This window comes from Ruegeria sp. G12, from assembly GCF_056533565.1.
Genome location: NZ_JBQFOO010000001.1, coordinates 154,194 through 172,571, shown reverse-complemented (window position 1 = coordinate 172,571; position 18,378 = coordinate 154,194). Strand labels below are relative to the sequence as shown.

Annotated in this window: 16 protein-coding genes and 1 tRNA gene; 9 read left to right on the top strand and 8 right to left on the bottom strand. The window is 61.9% G+C overall.

The features are described from left to right. Nucleotides 1–18 precede the first annotated feature (18 nt). The 7 genes from ACR0JN_RS00840 (at nucleotide 19) to ACR0JN_RS00810 (ending at nucleotide 6,075) form a co-directional block, all read left to right on the top strand. Entirely contained in the window at nucleotides 19–1,167 is a 1,149-nt protein-coding gene (locus tag ACR0JN_RS00840; RefSeq protein WP_480883500.1) for an SPFH domain-containing protein, read from the top strand. A 3-nt stretch (nucleotides 1,168–1,170) separates the two neighbouring features. Further along, entirely contained in the window at nucleotides 1,171–1,707 is a 537-nt protein-coding gene (locus tag ACR0JN_RS00835) for a hypothetical protein (RefSeq protein ID WP_480883498.1), read from the top strand. Further along, nucleotides 1,707–2,795 carry a TFIIB-type zinc finger domain-containing protein gene (locus tag ACR0JN_RS00830; protein WP_480883496.1) on the top strand — a complete coding sequence of 363 codons (1,089 nt, stop codon included), beginning with the start codon at nucleotides 1,707–1,709 and terminating at the stop codon, nucleotides 2,793–2,795. Before ACR0JN_RS00835 ends, ACR0JN_RS00830 begins: the two co-directional genes overlap by 1 nt. Nucleotides 2,796–2,868: 73 nt before the next feature. Continuing rightward, nucleotides 2,869–3,537 carry a nitroreductase gene (locus ACR0JN_RS00825; protein ID WP_480883495.1) on the top strand — a complete coding sequence of 223 codons (669 nt, stop codon included), beginning with the start codon at nucleotides 2,869–2,871 and terminating at the stop codon, nucleotides 3,535–3,537. A 37-nt stretch (nucleotides 3,538–3,574) separates the two neighbouring features. Further along, nucleotides 3,575–4,012 carry a D-aminoacyl-tRNA deacylase gene (dtd, locus tag ACR0JN_RS00820; RefSeq protein WP_480883493.1) on the top strand — a complete coding sequence of 146 codons (438 nt, stop codon included), beginning with the start codon at nucleotides 3,575–3,577 and terminating at the stop codon, nucleotides 4,010–4,012. Beyond that, a complete protein-coding gene (locus ACR0JN_RS00815) occupies nucleotides 4,012–5,115 on the top strand; it encodes a glycerate kinase type-2 family protein (protein WP_480883491.1) in 1,104 nt (367 codons plus the stop codon). The genes dtd and ACR0JN_RS00815 overlap by 1 nt, the downstream gene beginning before the upstream one ends. Nucleotides 5,116–5,238: 123 nt before the next feature. Then, nucleotides 5,239–6,075: an alkaline phosphatase family protein gene (locus ACR0JN_RS00810; protein ID WP_480883489.1), complete on the top strand. Its 837-nt coding sequence runs from the start codon at nucleotides 5,239–5,241 to the stop codon at nucleotides 6,073–6,075. Nucleotides 6,076–6,087: 12 nt separating this feature from the next. On the opposite strand, the gene ACR0JN_RS00805 is transcribed toward ACR0JN_RS00810, so the two are convergent. The 6 genes from ACR0JN_RS00805 to ACR0JN_RS00780 all read right to left on the bottom strand — a co-directional run bounded on the left by ACR0JN_RS00805 (nucleotide 6,088) and on the right by ACR0JN_RS00780 (nucleotide 12,277). Continuing rightward, nucleotides 6,088–7,011, bottom strand: a complete 924-nt coding sequence (locus ACR0JN_RS00805; protein ID WP_480883487.1) for an alpha/beta hydrolase — start codon at nucleotides 7,009–7,011, stop codon at nucleotides 6,088–6,090. A 12-nt stretch (nucleotides 7,012–7,023) separates the two neighbouring features. Continuing rightward, nucleotides 7,024–8,913 carry an acyl-CoA synthetase gene (locus ACR0JN_RS00800; protein WP_480883485.1) on the bottom strand — a complete coding sequence of 630 codons (1,890 nt, stop codon included), beginning with the start codon at nucleotides 8,911–8,913 and terminating at the stop codon, nucleotides 7,024–7,026. A gap of 160 nt (nucleotides 8,914–9,073) precedes the next feature. Continuing rightward, complete coding sequence (locus ACR0JN_RS00795) at nucleotides 9,074–10,894, bottom strand: ABC transporter transmembrane domain-containing protein (protein WP_480883483.1); 1,821 nt, start codon at nucleotides 10,892–10,894, stop codon at nucleotides 9,074–9,076. Between the two features lie 130 nt (nucleotides 10,895–11,024). Beyond that, nucleotides 11,025–11,098, bottom strand: a tRNA-Gly gene (locus tag ACR0JN_RS00790). Between the two features lie 102 nt (nucleotides 11,099–11,200). Further along, nucleotides 11,201–11,758 (bottom strand): tetratricopeptide repeat protein, encoded by a 558-nt coding sequence (locus ACR0JN_RS00785; RefSeq protein ID WP_480883481.1) that lies wholly within the window; start codon nucleotides 11,756–11,758, stop codon nucleotides 11,201–11,203. A gap of 30 nt (nucleotides 11,759–11,788) precedes the next feature. Then, the gene (locus ACR0JN_RS00780) at nucleotides 11,789–12,277 is read right to left on the bottom strand and encodes an Lrp/AsnC family transcriptional regulator (protein WP_480883479.1); all 489 of its coding nucleotides are present in this window, start codon (nucleotides 12,275–12,277) and stop codon (nucleotides 11,789–11,791) included. Nucleotides 12,278–12,380: 103 nt separating this feature from the next. Here ACR0JN_RS00780 and putA point away from each other — a divergent pair, with 103 nt between their 5' ends. Both putA and ACR0JN_RS00770 read left to right on the top strand, forming a co-directional pair. Further along, entirely contained in the window at nucleotides 12,381–15,779 is a 3,399-nt protein-coding gene (putA, locus tag ACR0JN_RS00775) for a bifunctional proline dehydrogenase/L-glutamate gamma-semialdehyde dehydrogenase PutA (RefSeq protein WP_480883477.1), read from the top strand. Nucleotides 15,780–15,821: 42 nt separating this feature from the next. Beyond that, complete coding sequence (locus tag ACR0JN_RS00770; protein WP_480883475.1) at nucleotides 15,822–16,565, top strand: rhomboid family intramembrane serine protease; 744 nt, start codon at nucleotides 15,822–15,824, stop codon at nucleotides 16,563–16,565. 9 nt (nucleotides 16,566–16,574) lie between these two features. Here ACR0JN_RS00770 and ACR0JN_RS00765 read toward each other — a convergent pair whose 3' ends face one another. After that, entirely contained in the window at nucleotides 16,575–17,360 is a 786-nt protein-coding gene (locus tag ACR0JN_RS00765) for an inositol monophosphatase family protein (protein ID WP_480883473.1), read from the bottom strand. Between the two features lie 98 nt (nucleotides 17,361–17,458). After that, a complete protein-coding gene (locus ACR0JN_RS00760) occupies nucleotides 17,459–18,364 on the bottom strand; it encodes a LysR family transcriptional regulator (protein WP_480816690.1) in 906 nt (301 codons plus the stop codon). Nucleotides 18,365–18,378: the final 14 nt, after the last annotated feature.

Genomic DNA, 18,378 nt, shown 5'->3' with positions numbered 1-18,378 from the left:
AAGACAAGGAGAGTCCTTATGGGAATTTTCGATTTTCTAACCGGAGAATTCATTGATGTCATTCATTGGGTCGACGACACCCGCGACACGATGGTCTGGCGGTTCGAGCGCGAAGGGCATGAGATCAAATACGGCGCCAAGCTGACCGTCCGCGAAGGTCAGGCTGCCGTGTTCGTGCACGAGGGGCAGTTGGCGGATGTGTTCACGCCGGGTCTGTATATGCTCGAAACCAACAACATGCCGATCCTGACGACCCTGCAGCATTGGGATCACGGGTTTCAGTCGCCCTTCAAGTCCGAGATCTATTTCGTCAATACAACCCGGTTCAACGACCTGAAATGGGGCACCAAGAACCCCATCATGCTGCGCGACCCGGAATTCGGCCCGACCCGCATCCGCGCCTTTGGCACCTACACCGTGCGCGTGAAGGACCCGGCCAAGTTCCTGATCGAGATCGTCGGCACCGATGGCGAATTCACCATGGACGAGATCAGCTTTCAGATCCGCAACATCATCGTGCAGGAATTCAGCCGCGTGATCGCAGGCTCGGGTATTCCGGTGCTTGATATGGCGGCCAATACCGCCGATCTGGGCAAACTGATCGCTGCTGAGGTGTCTCCGGTCGTTGACAGCTATGGGTTGGAGATGCCTGAGTTTTATATCGAAAACATCTCTCTGCCCCCCGCCGTCGAAGCCGCGCTGGACAAGCGCACCTCGATGGGGTTGGCGGGCGATCTGGGCAAGTTCACCCAGTATTCCGCAGCCGAGGCGATGACCGCAGCCGCCAACAACCCCGGTCAGGGCGGTGGCATGGGCGCGGGTCTTGGCATGGGAATGGGCATGGCGATGGCGCAGCAGATGTCGAACATGGCAGCGGGTCAGCCAATCGGCCCGTGGGGACCGCCCGCCCCCGCTGCCCCGCAACCGGCAGCACATGCGGCACCGCCGCCCCCGCCGCCGGTTGAGCATGTCTGGCATATCGCGGTGGATGGACAGACCAGCGGCCCGTTTTCCAAAGCCCGCATGGGGCGGATGGCCACCGAGGGGCAGTTAACGCGCGACACCCAAGTATGGACCGCCGGGCAGGACGGTTGGAAGAAAGCGGGCGACGTGCAGGAACTGGCGCAGTTGTTTACCATCCTGCCGCCGCCTCCGCCGGGGGCATGAGGCGTGACGACAAAGCCAGTCCATAAGGCCTATACTGATCGTCAATATGTTTGGGCGGTCAACCTGTCCGCCATTTTGGGCTGGTCGTTTACGATTGGTTTGCCTTTTGTCATTGCTGCCATCAGAGCTGGGGACTGGAGCGGTGTTCGAAATCTGCTTCCCTTATTTGCAATCTTTGGCTTACCCATTGCATTAATCGCGGCGTGGGTCGTCGTTGCTCCATTCATGCGGCGCCTGATGACCACAAACATTTCTTATCTTCGCGCGGCTATCTGGGGGGCGTGTATAGGGTTTGTATTGACGCTGATCAGCATTGGATTTGGTAGGGTGTTGGGCCTGATGAAATCGCTGAACCCAAACTATTCGTCACAAATTGGCGGCGGAGACTCGATCAGCCAGATAGATGGCATTCTCACTCCCTATGGATGGTGGTTGCTGGCCCAGCAATCCGGCTGGTTCATCGCGGCCTGCATCATCGTCGCCCTAATCATTCGCGCCCTCATCGGTCCCGGATCGCGCGATTTGGCAGGTATCGCTTAATGACCGAAGAACACCGTTTCCCCTGCGAGCAATGTGGCGGTGACTACCGATTCAATCCCGTGAACGGCACGCTCACCTGCGACCATTGCGGGCATTCCGAGCCGATTGACGCGGGTCCATGGGGCGGTGCCAGCCTGCGCGAACTGGATTTCGACGCCGCCATCGCCGACCGCCTGCCTGACAGTGAGATCGAGGAAACCCGCGTTCTGAATTGCCCGAACTGTGCCGCTCAGGTCGAGTTCGACCCCAACACACACGCCGCCGAATGTCCGTTCTGCGCAACGCCAGTCGTGACGGATACCGGCGTGAACCGGCATATCAAACCCAAAGGCGTGCTGCCCTTCGCCCTGGATGAACGCGAGGCCCACACCGCCATGAGCGACTGGCTGGGCGGTCTGTGGTTTGCCCCCAACGGGTTGAAAGATTACGCCCGAAAGGGGCGCAGGATGCAGGGGATCTATGTTCCCTACTGGACCTTCGATGCCGACACACAGTCGCGCTACCACGGCGAGCGCGGCGTTGTTTACCATGAAACCCGCACGGTCATGCGCGATGGCAAACAAGTGCAGCAAATGGTGCCAAAAGTGCGCTGGACGCCCAAATCGGGCCGGGTTGCGCGGATGTTTGACGATGTGCTGGTGCTGGCCTCGCGCGCGTTGCCCAAAACCTATACCGACGCTTTGGAGCCCTGGGACCTGCCCGCGCTCGAACCCTATCAGCCGGAATATCTGGCCGGGTTCCGGGCCGAGGCCTATACGGTCGAACTGAAAGACGGCTACGCTGAGGCGCGGCAACATATGGCCCGCGTGATCGAACGCGACGTGCGGTTCGACATCGGCGGGGATCGACAGCGTATCCATATGCTCGAAACCGATGTTCGGGATGTGACGTTCAAACATATCCTGCTGCCGGTTTGGATGGCCGCCTACAAGTATCGCGGCCAGACGTTCCGTTTCGTGGTGAACGGCCGCACCGGCCGCGTGCAGGGAGAGCGGCCGTGGTCGGCGATCAAGATCACCATCGCGGTGGTTCTGGGCCTTCTGGTTGCCGCCGGTGCCGGATATCTGCTGGCGACAGGGCAGCAATAGGGCCAATCGAGCACTTGAACATCCCCGGGCCAGCCGCCATCCTCCGCCGCGAAGGATTGGGGGCAAAACAGTCGTGACGATTTCCGTTTTGAATACGCTTCTTGAGGGCCGGCATTCCTGCCGGGCGTTCAGGCCTGACCCCGTGCCACGGGCGCAGATCGAGCAAATCCTGACCAGTGCCGCCCGCGTTCCAAGCTGGTGCAATGCGCAACCGTGGCACGTTGTGGTCACCAGTGCCGAGGAAACCGACAGGTTCCGCCAGGCGATGCAGAATGAGGCGCGAACAGGCGCTCCGGCACCGGACCTGCCCTTTCCGACCTCTTATTCCGGCGTCTATCAATACCGCCGCCGCGCTTGCGGGTGGGCATTGTACGAGGCTGTGGGTGTGGAACGGGGCGACCGGGAAGGCTCAGCCCGGCAGATGATGCAGAACTTTTCGCTGTTCGGCGCGCCGCATTGTGCGATTGTCTCAAGCCCGGCGGAACTGGGCGCTTACGGCGCGATGGATTGCGGCGGGTTTGTCACCGCATTCACTCTGGCGGCGCAGGCCCTTGGGGTTGCGACCATCCCGCAGGCGGCGATTGCCAGCTACAGCCCGTTTCTGCGGCGCTATTTCCAAATCCCCGAGGATCGGCTGATACTGTGCGCCATCTCCTTCGGCTATTCGGATACGGACCACCCCGCCAACAGTTTTCGAACGGATCGGGCCACCCTGGCCGAGATCGTGGACTGGCGCGAATAGCCACCGCCAACCCAAAACACACCATCGGAGGATCACGTTGCGCGCCCTACTACAACGCATTTCGCACGCCAAGGTTTCGGTCGACGGGGCCGTGATCGGGCAATCAGGACCGGGCCTGATGATCCTCGTCTGCGCCATGCGCGGGGACGGGGAAGAACAGGCCGAAAGGCTTGCAGCCAAGATATCCAAACTGCGCATCTTCAAGGATGAGGCGGGCAAGATGAACCGGTCGATTCTGGACGTCGGCGGCTCGGCCCTTGTGGTCAGCCAATTCACCCTTGCTGCAGACACCTCCAGCGGCAACCGGCCCGGGTTTTCCGAGGCCGCGCCGCCCGATCAGGGCCAGCACCTTTATGAAGTTTTTGCCCAAGCGCTGGGCTCACATGGTATTGCGGTCGAAACGGGGCAATTCGGGGCCGATATGGCCGTCGAATTGGTCAATGACGGGCCGGTAACGATCTGGATGGAAACGTGATGAACCTTGCGGACCAAGCACTCAAATTCTGGCGGGCCGGGGTGGCGGCTGTCGACGGCTACACGGCGACCAAGGCGGCATTGCCGGGCGTTCCGAAACCGGACCGGATTCTGGCGGTCGGCAAACCCGCCGCAGCTATGGCGCGCGCCGCGCTGGACCATTTTGGCGATATCCCTGCGCTGGTTGTGACCAAGGACGATCACGGGCGCGATCTGCCCGAAGGTGTCGAGGTCATCGAAGCCTCGCACCCCGTCCCCGACGACCGCAGCCTTGCCGGTGGGCGCGCCCTGCGCCGTGCGGTCGAGGACATGGGCCCTGGTACGCATCTGCTGTTGCTGGTGTCCGGAGGCGCGTCGTCCCTGGCCGAGGACTTGATCGACGGAAAGTCTCTGGCCGATCTGGAGGTTTTGAACCAACAGTTGCTGTCACAGGGCCTGGATATTGAGGCGATGAACGCCGAACGGCGCAAGCTGTCGCGGATCAAGGGCGGCGGGCTGCTGTCGCATTTCAAAGGCGCGCGCGCGACCGTTCTGGCCATTTCAGACGTGCCGGGCGATGACCTTGGCGTTATCGGGTCGGGGATCGGCGCTTTGCCCGAAACGTATGATTTTCAGGCCACAACGCAGATCATCGCGTCGAACGCCCATGCCCGCGCGGCTGCCGCTAAAGCGGCGCAAGAGAACGGGCTGACTGTGTTGACCGATGAAGAGGCGATGCATGACGACTATCTGGCGGTTTCCGCGCGCCTTGGCCCGAAACTACGCGAGATGCAGGCAGGTGTGATGGTGTTTGGCGGTGAACCCACCGTGGTTCTGCCGGAAAATCCCGGCAATGGCGGGCGCAATCAGGCGCTGGCCCTCGCGCTGGCACGCGAGATATCGGGGACCGAGGGGCTGACGGTGATCGTCGGCGGCACTGACGGCACCGATGGGCCGACCAACGCGGCTGGCGGGATCATCGACGGATCAACCTGGGGCGATGGCGCGGATCAGGCTTTGCAGGCGGCAGATAGCGGCAGTTTTCTGGACAAGGCGGGCGCGCTTTTGATCACCGGGCCGACAGGTACAAACGTAATGGATCTGGTCGTGGCGATACGCCAGTAAACCGTCTGTTTTCCAAACATCGGTTCGCGTCGGAAACAGACAAGTGCAGGCGCGAACTGGCGACCATGCAGGATTAGCCCCGCCTATGGTCGGCCGAAAGACCTCTGACCAAAGGGCCATGACATGGACCGCAAACTGCTTCTGATCATCCTCGACGGCGTCCCGTGGCGCAATTTTCGCCGTCTGTTCGGCAACCTCGAAGGTTGGGTCGACTCGGGTGAGGCGCGGGTGTGGAAACTGCGCTCGGTCCTGCCGTCGACCTCGGCCAGCTGCTATGCCTCGATCCACACAGGCGTCACGCCGCAGGAGCACGGGTGCACCGGCAATGGCAACGTCTTTCGCCTCAGCCACAAGGATGTGTTCAGTCAAGTGCGCGAAGCCGAGGGCGTGACAGGCGCCGTCACCCACAGTTTCTGGTCGCAGTTCTTCAACCGTCATCCCTTCGACTACGTTCGCGACGTCGAATATGACGAGCCGGACAGCAAGACCATCAACCATGGCCGGTTTCACACCATGACAGGCTATGGCAAGGCCAATCAGATGACGCCCTGCGATCTGGACCTGTTCGCCCAGCTCACCAACCTGTGCCTGCGCTTCGGGCTGGATTACGGTATCGTGCATACCTCGACGCTGGACAGCATGGGGCATCGGTTCTTCCACGAATGCGAAGAGATGGATCACGCCTGTTTCGTCATGGATGAGATGCTGGCCCCCTTCATCCCTCGCTGGCGGCAGTTGGGGTACGAGGTCATCGTCACCGCCGATCACGGTCAGGACGAGCGCGGGCATCACGGCGGGCGCAGTCCGTTGCAGCAGGAAACAGCGCTGTATTACTTCGGCGATGCGACGGGGCCGGATGCGGACGCAGTGATCGACCAGTTGCAACTGGCCCCCACGATCCTGAGCAGACTGGGCGCGCCGATTGCGGACACAATGAAGGCCGAACCGTTCCTGAGATAACGCGCGGGACATCTAGTCGTAGGACCAGATGCCCTGCCCCAGCGCCTCAATCGCGACCGAGATCCGTTCAAAACTGGCCGCGGCGCGCGCTACCGTCGTTCGCGCGCGCAGGTAGCCGTGGATCAGGCCCTGTTCGTTGATCCAATGCGCCTGCCCGCCTGCGGCAACGATCTTCTCGCAATAAACCGCACCATCATCGCGCAGCGGGTCGCAATCGGCGGTTACGGCAACCGTCGGCGGCAGGCCCGAGAAATCGGTATCCTGTAACGGGGCAAAGGTCGGATCATTCACCGGAACCTCTCCACCGCATCGGATTTTTTCGTAATACAGAACATCCTCGCGGCTTAGCGATGGCGCATGGGCGTGATCCACGTAAGAACCCTTGTCGGTGTCGCCCCCCAGAAGCGGGTAGATCAGCACCTGACCCAGAACATGGTTCAGGTCCCCTCGGGTCGCATGAGCGACTGCGGCGGCAAGGTTCCCCCCGGCGCTGTCTCCGGCCAGAACCAAAGGGTCCCTGAATTCACTGGCCACCCAGTTCACCGCGATCAGGCTGTCGTCGAACTGCGCGGGGTGGAGGTGTTCGGGGCACAGGCGATAGTCCACCGAAACGACGCGATACCCTGTCTGCGCACAGATTTCAGCGCAGATATCGTCATGGCTGTCCAACCCGCCCAAAACAAAACCGCCGCCATGGAAATAGACGACGGTTCGAGTGGGGTCTCCGGCGGTGTAGACACGGACAGGCACGCCATCGGCGGACCGGTCCTGTGTTGCAACGCCTTTGGGCCGGGGCTGGCGAAAATCCTGACAGAGCTTCTCATAGACGCGGCGCTGTTCGGCCATTGGCAGATCGACCACGTCGTCGGGATAGCTTTCAGCCGTTCGCCTTATGAACGCCCAGGTGTCCTCATCAATCAGACGTTCATAGTCCATAGCCCCTCCCGGTCAGGCAGCCCACTCCCACGGCCGGGTGAACGTGCCCAGCACTTTGCTGACATCGTCCTCGGAGGAGCCGTTCGCGTCAAGCTGCGCGACAAGGCCGCGTTTCTTGTCGTCGATGACCGAGACGACCCGCGCATCGACACCCGCCGTTTCCAGCGCGCCGTTGTAGACACGCGTGATCGCCTGTTTGCGTAAGTCCGGCTTGAACACTTTGCCGACAGCGGTTTTGGGCAACTCATCCAAAATGGTCATATGCTTGGGTTGCGCCGCGCGTTCGTGCACGTGGACATGGCAGTAGTCCATCAGTTCTTTCTCGGTCACCGATGCACCATCGACCAGTTCGACAAAGGCGCAAGGCACCTCACCCGAATAGGCGTCGGGCTGACCGATCGCGCCGGCAAAGGCAACGGCATCGTGGCCCAGCAGCGCCTCTTCGATCTCGGCGGGGTCGATATTGTGCCCGCCGCGGATGATCAGGTCCTTGGCGCGGCCCGTGATCCACAGGTAGCCGTCTTCGTCAAAACGGCCCAGATCGCCCGTGCGCAGGTATGTGTCGTAGTGATAGAGGTTGGTGTTCTTATCCACCTCGGTATAGGTGTGGCCCGCATAGACACCGGGGTTCGAGATACAAATCTCGCCGATTTCATTCGCCGCGGCTTCCACCGGTCCATCCGGCCCGTCCTGAAGGATTTTGACATCCGTGTAGGGGAACGGAATGCCAATCGAGCCGATCTTTTTCTCGCCATCCACCGGATTGCAGGACACCAGACAGGTGGCCTCGGTCAGGCCATAGCCTTCGACGATGGTCACGCCGGTTGCTTCCTCGAACCGCCGGAACAGTTCGACCGGCAGCGGGGCGGACCCCGAAAACGCGGTTTTCACCGAGGAGATATCCGCATCGACCGGGCGCTGCATCTTGGCGGCAATCGCCGTCGGGACGGTGATGATGAAACTGACCTTCCAGCGTTCGATCAGCTTCCAGAAATTGTCGAACACCCCGTCGCCGCGATACCCGGCAGGGGTCGGGAAGATCACATGCGCGCCCGAGGACACAGCAGCCATCACGATCACATGCACGGCAAAGACGTGGAACATCGGCAGCGGGCACATGATCACGTCGTTTTCGTCAAAGAGCAGCGTGTTGCCCAGCCAGCCATTGTAGATCAGGCCGGAATATTTGTGCTGCGCCACCTTGGGCATGCCGGTTGTGCCGCCGGTATGGAAGTAACAGGCGACGCGGTCTTCAGTGCTGTCCTCAAAACTCAGCGTGGTTGGCTGCTTGGCAAGCTCCTGACTGAAATCCTTGTAATCCGCATGGGCCAGTTTTTCCTTGTCACCCATTTTCGGGCGCAGGAACGGCACCAGCCAGGATTTCGGAGGGGTCAGATACCGGTTCAGGTCAATCTCGAGGATCGTGTTGACCTTGGGCGCGTGACGCACCGCCTCTTCCACCTTTTGCGCGACATCCGTTTTCGGGAAAGATTTCAGCGTCACCACCACCTTGGCCCCGGTTTCCCGCAGGATGGCGGCGATCTGTTCGGGTTCAAGCAGCGGGTTGATCGGGTTCACGATCCCGGCCACGGCCCCGCCCATCATCGTGACAAGTGTTTCGTTACAATTGGGCAGCACATAGGCTACCACATCCTTTTCCCCAACACCCAGCGAGCGGAACAGGTTCGCAGCCTGATTGACCTTGCCCAGCAGATCGGACCATGTCAGCGTCTCGGCCTTGTCATTGGGCCCCGACAGCAGTTGGAAGCTGATCGCCTTGTGGTTTGGAAATTTCCCGGCTGTCCGGGACAGCAATTGATGGAACGTGACCGGCAGGTCGCGATCTTCCCAGGACATCTCCTGCTCGATCCGTGTTTTGTCTTCAAGACCCACAAAGGCCATGTGGCTCCTCCCCGTTATTATTCTCCCACGCGCACGGCGTGGTCCTGTTGTCCAAAGGGATGGGACCACATCTGAAGTTGCGCAAGCAAGGGTTTAGCGAGGGATTGGCGGAAAAAGTAGAATGACGCTGCGACGAAACGCGCGCTGTCCCTACGTCAGGTTATTCCGCCGCGACACCATCGGTGAATTGCAGACGGGCCAGACGGGCGTAGAGACCATCCTGCGCTACCAGATCGGCATGGGTGCCTTGCGCCACGATCCGCCCGGCATCCATCACCACGATCCGGTCGGCCTTTTTGACCGTAGCAAGCCGATGCGCAACGATAAGCGTGGTGCGCCCAGCGCGCATCTGATCCACCGCACCCTGCACCGCGCGTTCGCTTTCCGCATCGAGCGCCGAGGTCGCCTCGTCCAGCAACAGCACCGGCGCATCGCGCAGAATGGCGCGGGCGATGGCGATGCGCTGCTTTTGCCCGCCCGACAACATCACGCCCCGTTCGCCCACAAAGCTGTCATAGCCTTCGGGCAGTTTTGCGATGAATTCATGCGCGGCGGCGGCGCGGGCGGCGGCTTCGACCTCGGCATCTGTGGCGTCCAGACGACCAAAGCGGATGTTTTCCCGCGCCGAGGCGGCAAAGATCACCGGGTCCTGCGGTACCAGCGCCATATGAGTTCGGAAATCGGCACGGTCCAGGTCGCGCAGGTCCTGGCCATCCAGCGTGACACGGCCCGCATTGGGGTCATAGAACCGCTGGATCATCTGGATCACGGTTGTTTTGCCAGCACCCGAGGGGCCGACAAAGGCCACCGTCTCACCGGGGCTGACCTGCAGCGACATATGATCCAGCGCCACGACATCGGGGCGCGAGGGGTAGTGGAAGGTGACATCCTCGAACCGGATTTCCCCGCGCACCGGGGCGGGCAAGGCTCCGGCCTTGGCGGGATCTGTTACGGTATCCTGCGCATTCAGCAACTCGACCAGACGCTCGGTGGCCCCGGCGGCGCGTTGAAGTTCGCTCCAGATTTCTGACAGGGCGGCCACCGATCCGGCCATGATGATCGAATAGATCACGAACTGGATCAGAACGCCCTCGGTCATCACACCATTGCGCACATCGTTTGCGCCCATCCACAGCACGCCGACAATGCCGGAGAAGACCAGAAAGATCACGATGACGGTCAGCACCGCCCGGGTCTGTATGCGGCGCAGGGAAACTTCGTACGAAGTTTCCGTCATCTCTCCGAACTGCTTGCGGCTGGCCTGTTCATGGGTAAAGGCCTGCACGGTCTGCACCGCGCCCAGCGCCTCGCCCGCATTGCCCGAGGACGCTGCGATCCAGTCCTGATTTTCGCGACTGATCGCGCGCAGGCGTCGGCCCAGCACAAGGATCGGCACGACAACCAGCGGGATCAGCAACAACACCATCGCCGTCAGCTTGGCCGAGGTCAGCAGCATCAAAACCAGCCCGCCGATAAACATCAGCATGTTGCGCAGCGCGATGGATACCGAGGACCCGATTACTGACTGGATCAGCGTGGTGTCGGTGGTGATTCGGCTCAGCACCTCGCCCGTCATGATGCGTTCGTAAAACTCCGGGCTCATGCCAATGACACGGTCGAACACGGCCTTGCGGATATCGGCCACCACGCGTTCACCCAGCCGGGTCACAAGCGCGTAGCGGATGCCCGTGCCCACGGCCAGAATGCCCGCAATGCCCAGCGCAGCCAGAAAGTACCAGTCCAGCAGTTCGCCATCCTGAATGCGGAAATTGTCCACCACGCGGCGGACAGCCAATGGCAGGGTCAACGTCATGCTGGCGGTCAGGATCAACGCCAGCGTCGCCCCCGCCATCAACAGCTTGTAGGGCTTCATGAACGGCCAGAGCGAGGCCAGAACGCCCAGCTTTTTTGAGCCCGCGCGTTCCTCGCTGGCTCCGGGGGCTGGGGCGGTTGCTGGGCTGGCGGCTGTATTTCTAGCCATGTCTGGCCTTTGCGCTGAGTTTCTCTCCGGGTGCATGCTTCTTGGCTTTAGCAACTCGCCGGGTCAAGCTGAACGACACAAATCAAGGACCGACAAGGGCCATTTGACGCAGGATTTTCAGGGGCTGAGGTGGAGCGGGTAGACGGAATCGAACCGACATAGCCTGCTTGGAAGGCAGGGGCTTTACCATTAAGCTATACCCGCTCAGCGTCTGGGCTGAGTAATCCATGCTCTGAGGGGCGTCAAGAACCGAAATGGCATCCGGGGGTCATTTCGAGCACCGGTCATCGAGCACTGCCGGGACGCTCAGATGTCCTGCCCCGGTGGCTCCAGCGGACCTCCGGGCGCAAGCAGGGCCCGTTCGGACAACCACGGGTTCAACTCAAGCGCATCGGACAGCGCATCGCGCGCCTCGGCCAGACGGTTCAGGCCCAGCAGGGTCAGCGCCCGACCGCTCATGGCCGCCACGTGGTTCGGGGACAATTCCAACGCAGCATCCAGATCAATCAGGGCCGAGGCGAAATCCTGCCTGAGGTAGTTCACAAAGGCGCGCTGGTTGTACCCTTCGGCATAATTCGGGCAGTAGGCGACCAGTTGATCCAACTCGCCCAAGGCTCCAGTCAGGTCCCACGCCTCGCGCCGCGCCATACCGCGATCCAGCAACGTCTGGGATTTGGCGTCCGGCGCGTCGGTCCACAATTCCCACATCTTTTGCGAGATCAGCCTGGCATCGCCCTGCGACTCGGCCTGCTGAACCTGCGCAATCAGCGCATCAACGCCGCCGATATGGTCCGGCGCGGTGGGGCAGTCCTGCGCCTCGGCTGCGGTTGCCAGCGCGATCAGGATGGGGGCAATCCACTTCATCCCCCTATGATGGCGCTTGATCTGCATCCGTCAACTCGGGCTGTCGGGTGTCCCCAGCAAGCCGGTCTCTTTCACCGCCTCCATCGCCACGAAGGTCGAGGTATTGGCGACATGCGGAAGCGATGAAATCTTTTCGGCCAAAACCGTGCGGTATTCCGACATCGACCCCGTGCGTATCTTGAGCAGATAGTCGAAATTGGACGCAATCATATGGGCCTGCTCAATCTCGGCGATCCGGCGGACGGCCATGTTGAACTCCTGCAATGCCTTTTCACGGGTGTCCGACAAACGCACTTCTACAAAGGCCACGTGGTCCAGTCCAAGGCGAATCGGATCGAGCATGGCCCGGTAGCCGGTTATGAACCCCTCTGCCTCAAGCCGTTTCAGCCGGGCCTGTGTCGGCGATTTCGACAGCCCGATCCGGCGGGCCAGATCCGCGACGGACACGCGGCCATCTTCCGCAAGCACCCGAAGGATGGATTGATCGAACCGGTCGAGGCCCGGAAAGTCTTTTTGCATTGCCTATCACCTGAATTTCAGTCGATTAGCCCAAGGTATCACCTTCTTAGGGCGATTGTCCCGGCAATTGGTGGCTATAGTGCAAAAAAGCCTCGGAGTAGACATGTCCCACAGCCTGCGCACCCAGATTGATTCCCAGACCTACGCGGATCAAGCCGCCGTTCTTGACGCGTTGATCACCCAATCCGCGCTGACCGACGCCGACCGCAGCGCCATCTGCGACGCCGCCGCCCAGCTTGTGCGCGACATCCGCTCTAGCACCTCACCGGGAATGATGGAGGTGTTTCTGGCGGAATACGGCCTGTCCACCGACGAAGGCGTGGCGCTGATGTGTCTGGCCGAGGCGCTGTTGCGTGTGCCCGACGCGGAAACCATCGACGCGCTGATCGAGGACAAGATCGCCCCGTCCGATTGGGGCAAGCATCTGGGGCAATCTTCGTCCTCGCTGGTCAACGCTTCGACCTGGGCGCTGATGCTGACGGGCAAGGTTCTGGACGAGGGCAAAACCTCGCCCGTCAGCGCGCTGCGCGGGGCGATCAAACGGCTGGGTGAGCCCGTGATCCGCACCGCCGTCGGGCGCGCGATGAAGGAAATGGGCCGTCAGTTTGTTCTGGGCGAAACCATCCAGTCTGCCATGGACCGCGCCCGCGGGATGGAGGCGAAGGGTTACACCTATTCCTACGACATGCTGGGCGAGGCCGCCCGGACCGAGGCGGATGCGGCGCGCTACCACCTGTCCTATTCCCGCGCCATTGCCGCGATTGCCGAGGCCTGCACCCACGACGACATCCGCGCCAACCCGGGGATTTCGGTGAAGCTGTCGGCGCTGCACCCCCGCTATGAGCTGGCGCAGGAAGAACGGGTGATGGACGAACTGGTCCCCCGCCTGCGCGCGCTGGCGCTGCTGGCCAAGGCCGCCGGAATGGGCCTGAACGTGGACGCGGAAGAGGCGGACCGCCTGTCGCTGTCCCTGCAAGTCATCGAAGAGGTCATGGCCGAACCCGCCTTGGCGGGCTGGCACGGCTTCGGCATCGTGGTGCAGGCTTATGGCCCGCGCGCCGGGCTGGTTCTGGATACGCTCTATGACATGGCACAGCGCCATGACCGCAAGCTGATGGTCCGCCTCGTCAAAGGCGCTTACTGGGATACCGAGATCAAGCGCGCGCAGGTTGAAGGGGTCGACGGCTTTCCGGTCTTCACCCACAAAGCGGCGACGGATGTGTCCTATATCGCCAATGCCCGCAAGCTGCTGGGCATGACCGACCGCATCTATCCACAATTCGCCACCCACAACGCCCACACGGTCAGTGCGATCCTGCATATGGCCGATGACCAGCCGTTCGAGTTCCAGCGCCTGCACGGCATGGGCGAGACGCTGCATCAGATCGTGATGGACAAGCAGACCACCCGTTGCCGGATTTACGCCCCGGTCGGTGCGCATCGGGACCTTTTGGCCTATCTGGTACGCCGTCTGTTGGAGAACGGGGCGAATTCATCTTTCGTCAATCAGATCGTCGATGAAAATGTGCCGCCCGAGGAGGTTGCCGCCGACCCCTTTGTTGGGGTTCAGACGCCCCCGGCCCCTCTGCCAACGGGGCCGAAACTGTTCCAGCCCGAACGTCCCAACTCTGTCGGGTTCGATCTGAAACACACGCCGACGCTCGACCGGATCGATGGTGCGCGTGACCCATTCCGGGCACATCACTGGTACGCGCGGCCGTTGCTGTCGGAAAAGGCGAAACCGGGCGCAGATGAGCCTGTTGTCAACCCGACCCGACCGCAGGACAGGCCGGGTTCGGTTGCCCCGGCCAGCGCGACGGATGTTGAACTGGCGTTGGCCACGGCCAGCCCGTGGCAAGCGCCTGCCGAGGAACGCGCCCGCGCCCTGAATGCCGCCGCCGATCTGTATGAGGCACATTACGGTGAGCTTTTTGCCCTGCTGGCGCGCGAGGCCGGAAAATCCCTGCCCGATGCCGTGGCCGAATTGCGCGAGGCGGTCGATTTCCTGCGCTACTATGCCGCCAATATCCCCGACGCGAAACCCGCAGGGCTGTTCACCTGCATCAGCCCCTGGAACTTTCCGCTTGCGATTTTTACCGGACAGATTTCGGCGGCCCTTGCCACTGGCAACGCGGTTCTGGCCAAACCTGCGCCGCAAACTCCTCTGGTAGCCCATCGGGCCATTCAGTTGCTGCACGAGGCCGGCGTGCCGCGCGATGCGCTGCAACTGCTGCCGGGCGGGCCGGAGGTTGGCGCGGCCCTGACCTCGGACGATCGGGTGAACGGGGTGGCCTTCACCGGCTCAACCGCGACCGCGCTGAAAATCCGGGCGGCGATGGCCGAGCATATGCGCCCCGGCACGCCGCTGATCGCGGAAACCGGCGGTCTGAATGCGATGATCGTCGACAGCACCGCCCTGCCGGAACAAGCCGTCCAGTCGATCATCGAAAGCGCGTTCCAATCCGCCGGTCAGCGCTGCTCGGCCCTGCGCTGCCTGTACCTGCAAGAGGATATCGCCGACGATGTGTTGACCATGTTGAAAGGCGCGATGGATGCGCTGCAGGTGGGTGACCCGTGGCTTATCGCAACCGATTGCGGGCCGGTGATCGACGAACAGGCACGACAAGGGATTGCGGATCACGTCGCAAAGGCGCGCGCCGAGGGGCGCGTGCTCAAGGAACTTGGCCTCCCGCCCGAGGGCACCTTCATTGCCCCGTCGCTGATCGAAATTCCCGGCATCGCCGCGCTGGAGCGTGAGGTTTTCGGGCCCGTCCTGCATGTCGCCCGCTTCCAATCGCAAGAGATCGATCAGGTTATCGCCGATATCAACGCAACCGGCTACGGCCTGACCTTCGGCCTTCACACGCGGATCGACGACCGGGTGCAGCACGTGACCGAGGCCATCCATGCGGGCAACATCTATGTCAACCGCAACCAGATCGGGGCCATTGTCGGCTCGCAACCCTTCGGAGGCGAAGGTCTTTCGGGCACCGGTCCAAAAGCGGGCGGTCCGAACTACATGGCGCGGTTCTGCGCGCCGGATCGTCAGACCTCGGACGAGACATGGGAGGCCACAGCAGACATCCCCGCGCCGAAGGGGCAACCCTCCCCCGAAACCTCGCGCCTGCTGCCTGGGCCGACCGGCGAATCGAACCGGCTGACGGAATTCCCGCGCCCGCCGCTGCTGTGCATGGGACCCGGCGAAACCGCCGCCCGCGCGCAGGCTGAGGCCGTGTTGGCGCTCGGCGGAACCGCCATTCAGGCGACCGGGATGACAGACCTGCATCGACTGGAAAACCTGACCGGCATCTCGGGGGTTCTCTGGTGGGGCGACGACGAAACCGCGCGCCAGATCGAAGCGCACCTGTCCCGCCGAAACGGCCCGATCCTGCCGCTGATCCCCGGCCTGCCGGATCGCGCCCGAGTTCTGGGGGAACGCCACGTGTGCGTCGATACCACAGCCGCTGGCGGCAATGCGGCCCTTCTTGGGGGTGCGGCGTAAGCAGACCTTGACGCTGGGCAGGGAAAAGCCCAGCGTCGCGCCATGTTTCCTATTCGCGACCATAACCCCTCGGGGCGGACACCTTACGTCGTTTACGCGCTGATGGCCGCGAACATACTGATCTTCCTCAGCTATGTCGGGATCATGAATGACGCTCCGCTGATCAACCGGCTGTATTTCGACTATGCGATCATCCCAGCGCGGATTAGCGATGGCGTGGCGTTCGAGACCTTCGTGACCTCGATGTTCCTGCATGGCGGATGGATGCATCTGGCCGGGAACATGCTGTTTCTGTGGATCTTCGGCGACAACCTTGAGGATGAGATGGGCCACCTGCCCTTTCTGCTCTTTTACCTCGTTGCCGGGATTGGGGCGGGCCTGATCCACGTGATCACCGCGCCCTATTCCACCGTCCCCACAATCGGCGCGTCCGGAGCCATCGCTGGCGTCATGGGCGGATACCTTTTGCTCTACCCAAAGGCGCAGGTGGATATCCTGCTGATCCTGATCGTCTATTTCCGCGTCTTCTCGATCCCGGCATTCGTCATGCTGGGAGTCTGGCTGGGCATGCAGTTCGTGGGCAGCCTGGCCAGCAACCCGGATCAGGGCGGCGTGGCTTATTGGGCGCATACCGGAGGGTTCATCGTCGGGCTGGTTCTTTGCGTACCGCTATGGCTGAAACGCGGCGGCCCGCAGTTCTGGAACCGCACGCATGGCCATCCGCCCCACCCCGAGGCCAAATACAGACTCTCCCGATCCCGTATCCCCCGGGTGCCGCGCAGATAGCGCCGGGGATTACCCGCGGATCACCTTGGCGAACGTGTCAAAGATCGGTTCATTGGCGCAGATGATATCGCCGTCTTCCAGAACATTGCCGTCAGAGTTCAGCGATTGCACAAACCCGCCTGCCTCTTTGACTATGATGATCCCGGCGGCCACGTCCCAGGCGTTCAGGCGGCGCTCCCAGTAGCCCTCGTACCGACCGGCGGCGACATAAGCCAGATCCAGCGCAGCGGAACCCCAGCGGCGCACACCGGCGCAGGTGGGCATCAGACGGGCCAGATCCTGCAGCGTAGCAGGCAGGTCAGCCCGCCCCCCAAAGGGCAGACCGGTCGCAAAGATCGACTCGATCATGCGATGACGGCCAGAGACGCGGATGCGGGTGTCGTTCATCCACGCGCCCTCGCCTTTTTCGGCAAAGTACATCTCGTCCTTGGCGGCGTCGTAAATCACACCGGCGACGATCTTGCCTTTATGTTCCAGCGCGATGGAGACCGCCCAATGCGGCAGGCCGTGCAGGAAGTTAGTGGTGCCGTCCAACGGATCGACGATCCAGCGGCGGGTCGGGTCTTCACCGTCCTGACCACCACCTTCTTCGCCCAGCCAGCCATAGGTCGGGCGGGCACCCAGCAGTTCTTCCTTCAGGATAGCCTCGGCAGCGATATCGGCCTTTGACACGAAATCGCCCGCGCCTTTCATCGACACCTGCAGGTTCTCGACTTCCCGAAAATCCTTGACCAAAGAACGCCCCGCTTTGCGCGCGGCCTTGATCATGATGTTGAGGTTTGCACTGCCAACCATTGTCCAAAGGCTCCTGTCCGGTCAAACCGCGCGTATACTGGGGCAATGCGCCCTTGCCAAGAGGAATGATGCGCATAGCTGCCCGGCGGAAAACGCTGTTACTGGGCCTGTAGCTTGCGGGCCTCGTCCCGGGCCAGTTTCACCAGTTCCTGCACAAAGGGTTTTTCCAGATCCTCGGTCCGGACGGCGGCATAAAGGCGGCGGGTGATGCCCTCTTTGGTGAGCGGGCGCGTCACGTAATCCGAGTTGTACTTGACCTCGCGCACCACCCAGTCGGGCAACACGGAAATCCCTCGGTTCGACGCCACTAGCAAAAGGATCACGGCGGTCAATTCCACCTGCCGGATCGAGGCTGGCTCGACCCGCGCGGGGATCAGCAACTGGCTGAACACATCCAGCCGAGTGCGTTCAACCGGATAGGTGATCAAGGTCTGCCCCCGGAAATCCTCGGCCTCGATGAATTCTTTCTCGGCCAGCGGATGCGCCGAGGCCGCGACGAACACGGCGTTATAGTCGAACAGTTCCACGAACTCGACACCGGGCAGGTCTTCGGGGTCCGACGAGACCACCAGATCGACCTCTTCTTTTTGCAACGCAGGCAGCGCGTCGAACGCGAGCCCCGGACGGATATCGACATCCACATCGCCCCAGGATTTCCGAAAAGATTCGAGCACCGGAAACAGCCATTCGAAACAGGCGTGGCATTCGATGGCGATATGCATCCTGCCGGTCCGCCCATCGCGCAGCGAGGAAAACTCGTGTTGCGCCGCTTCGACCTGCGGCAGAATTTGCTCGGCCAGACGCAACAGGCGCAGGCCCGCGGCGGACAGTTTCATCGGCTTTGACCGGCGCAGAAACAATTCGACCCCGGCCTGATCCTCTAACCCTTTGATCTGATGGCTCAGCGCGGATTGGGTGATGTTCAACTGATCCGCCGCACGGGCCAAACCGCCGCATTCATGGATCGCCTTGATTGTCCGCAGGTGGCGAAACTCAATATGCATCTCTCATCGGACTC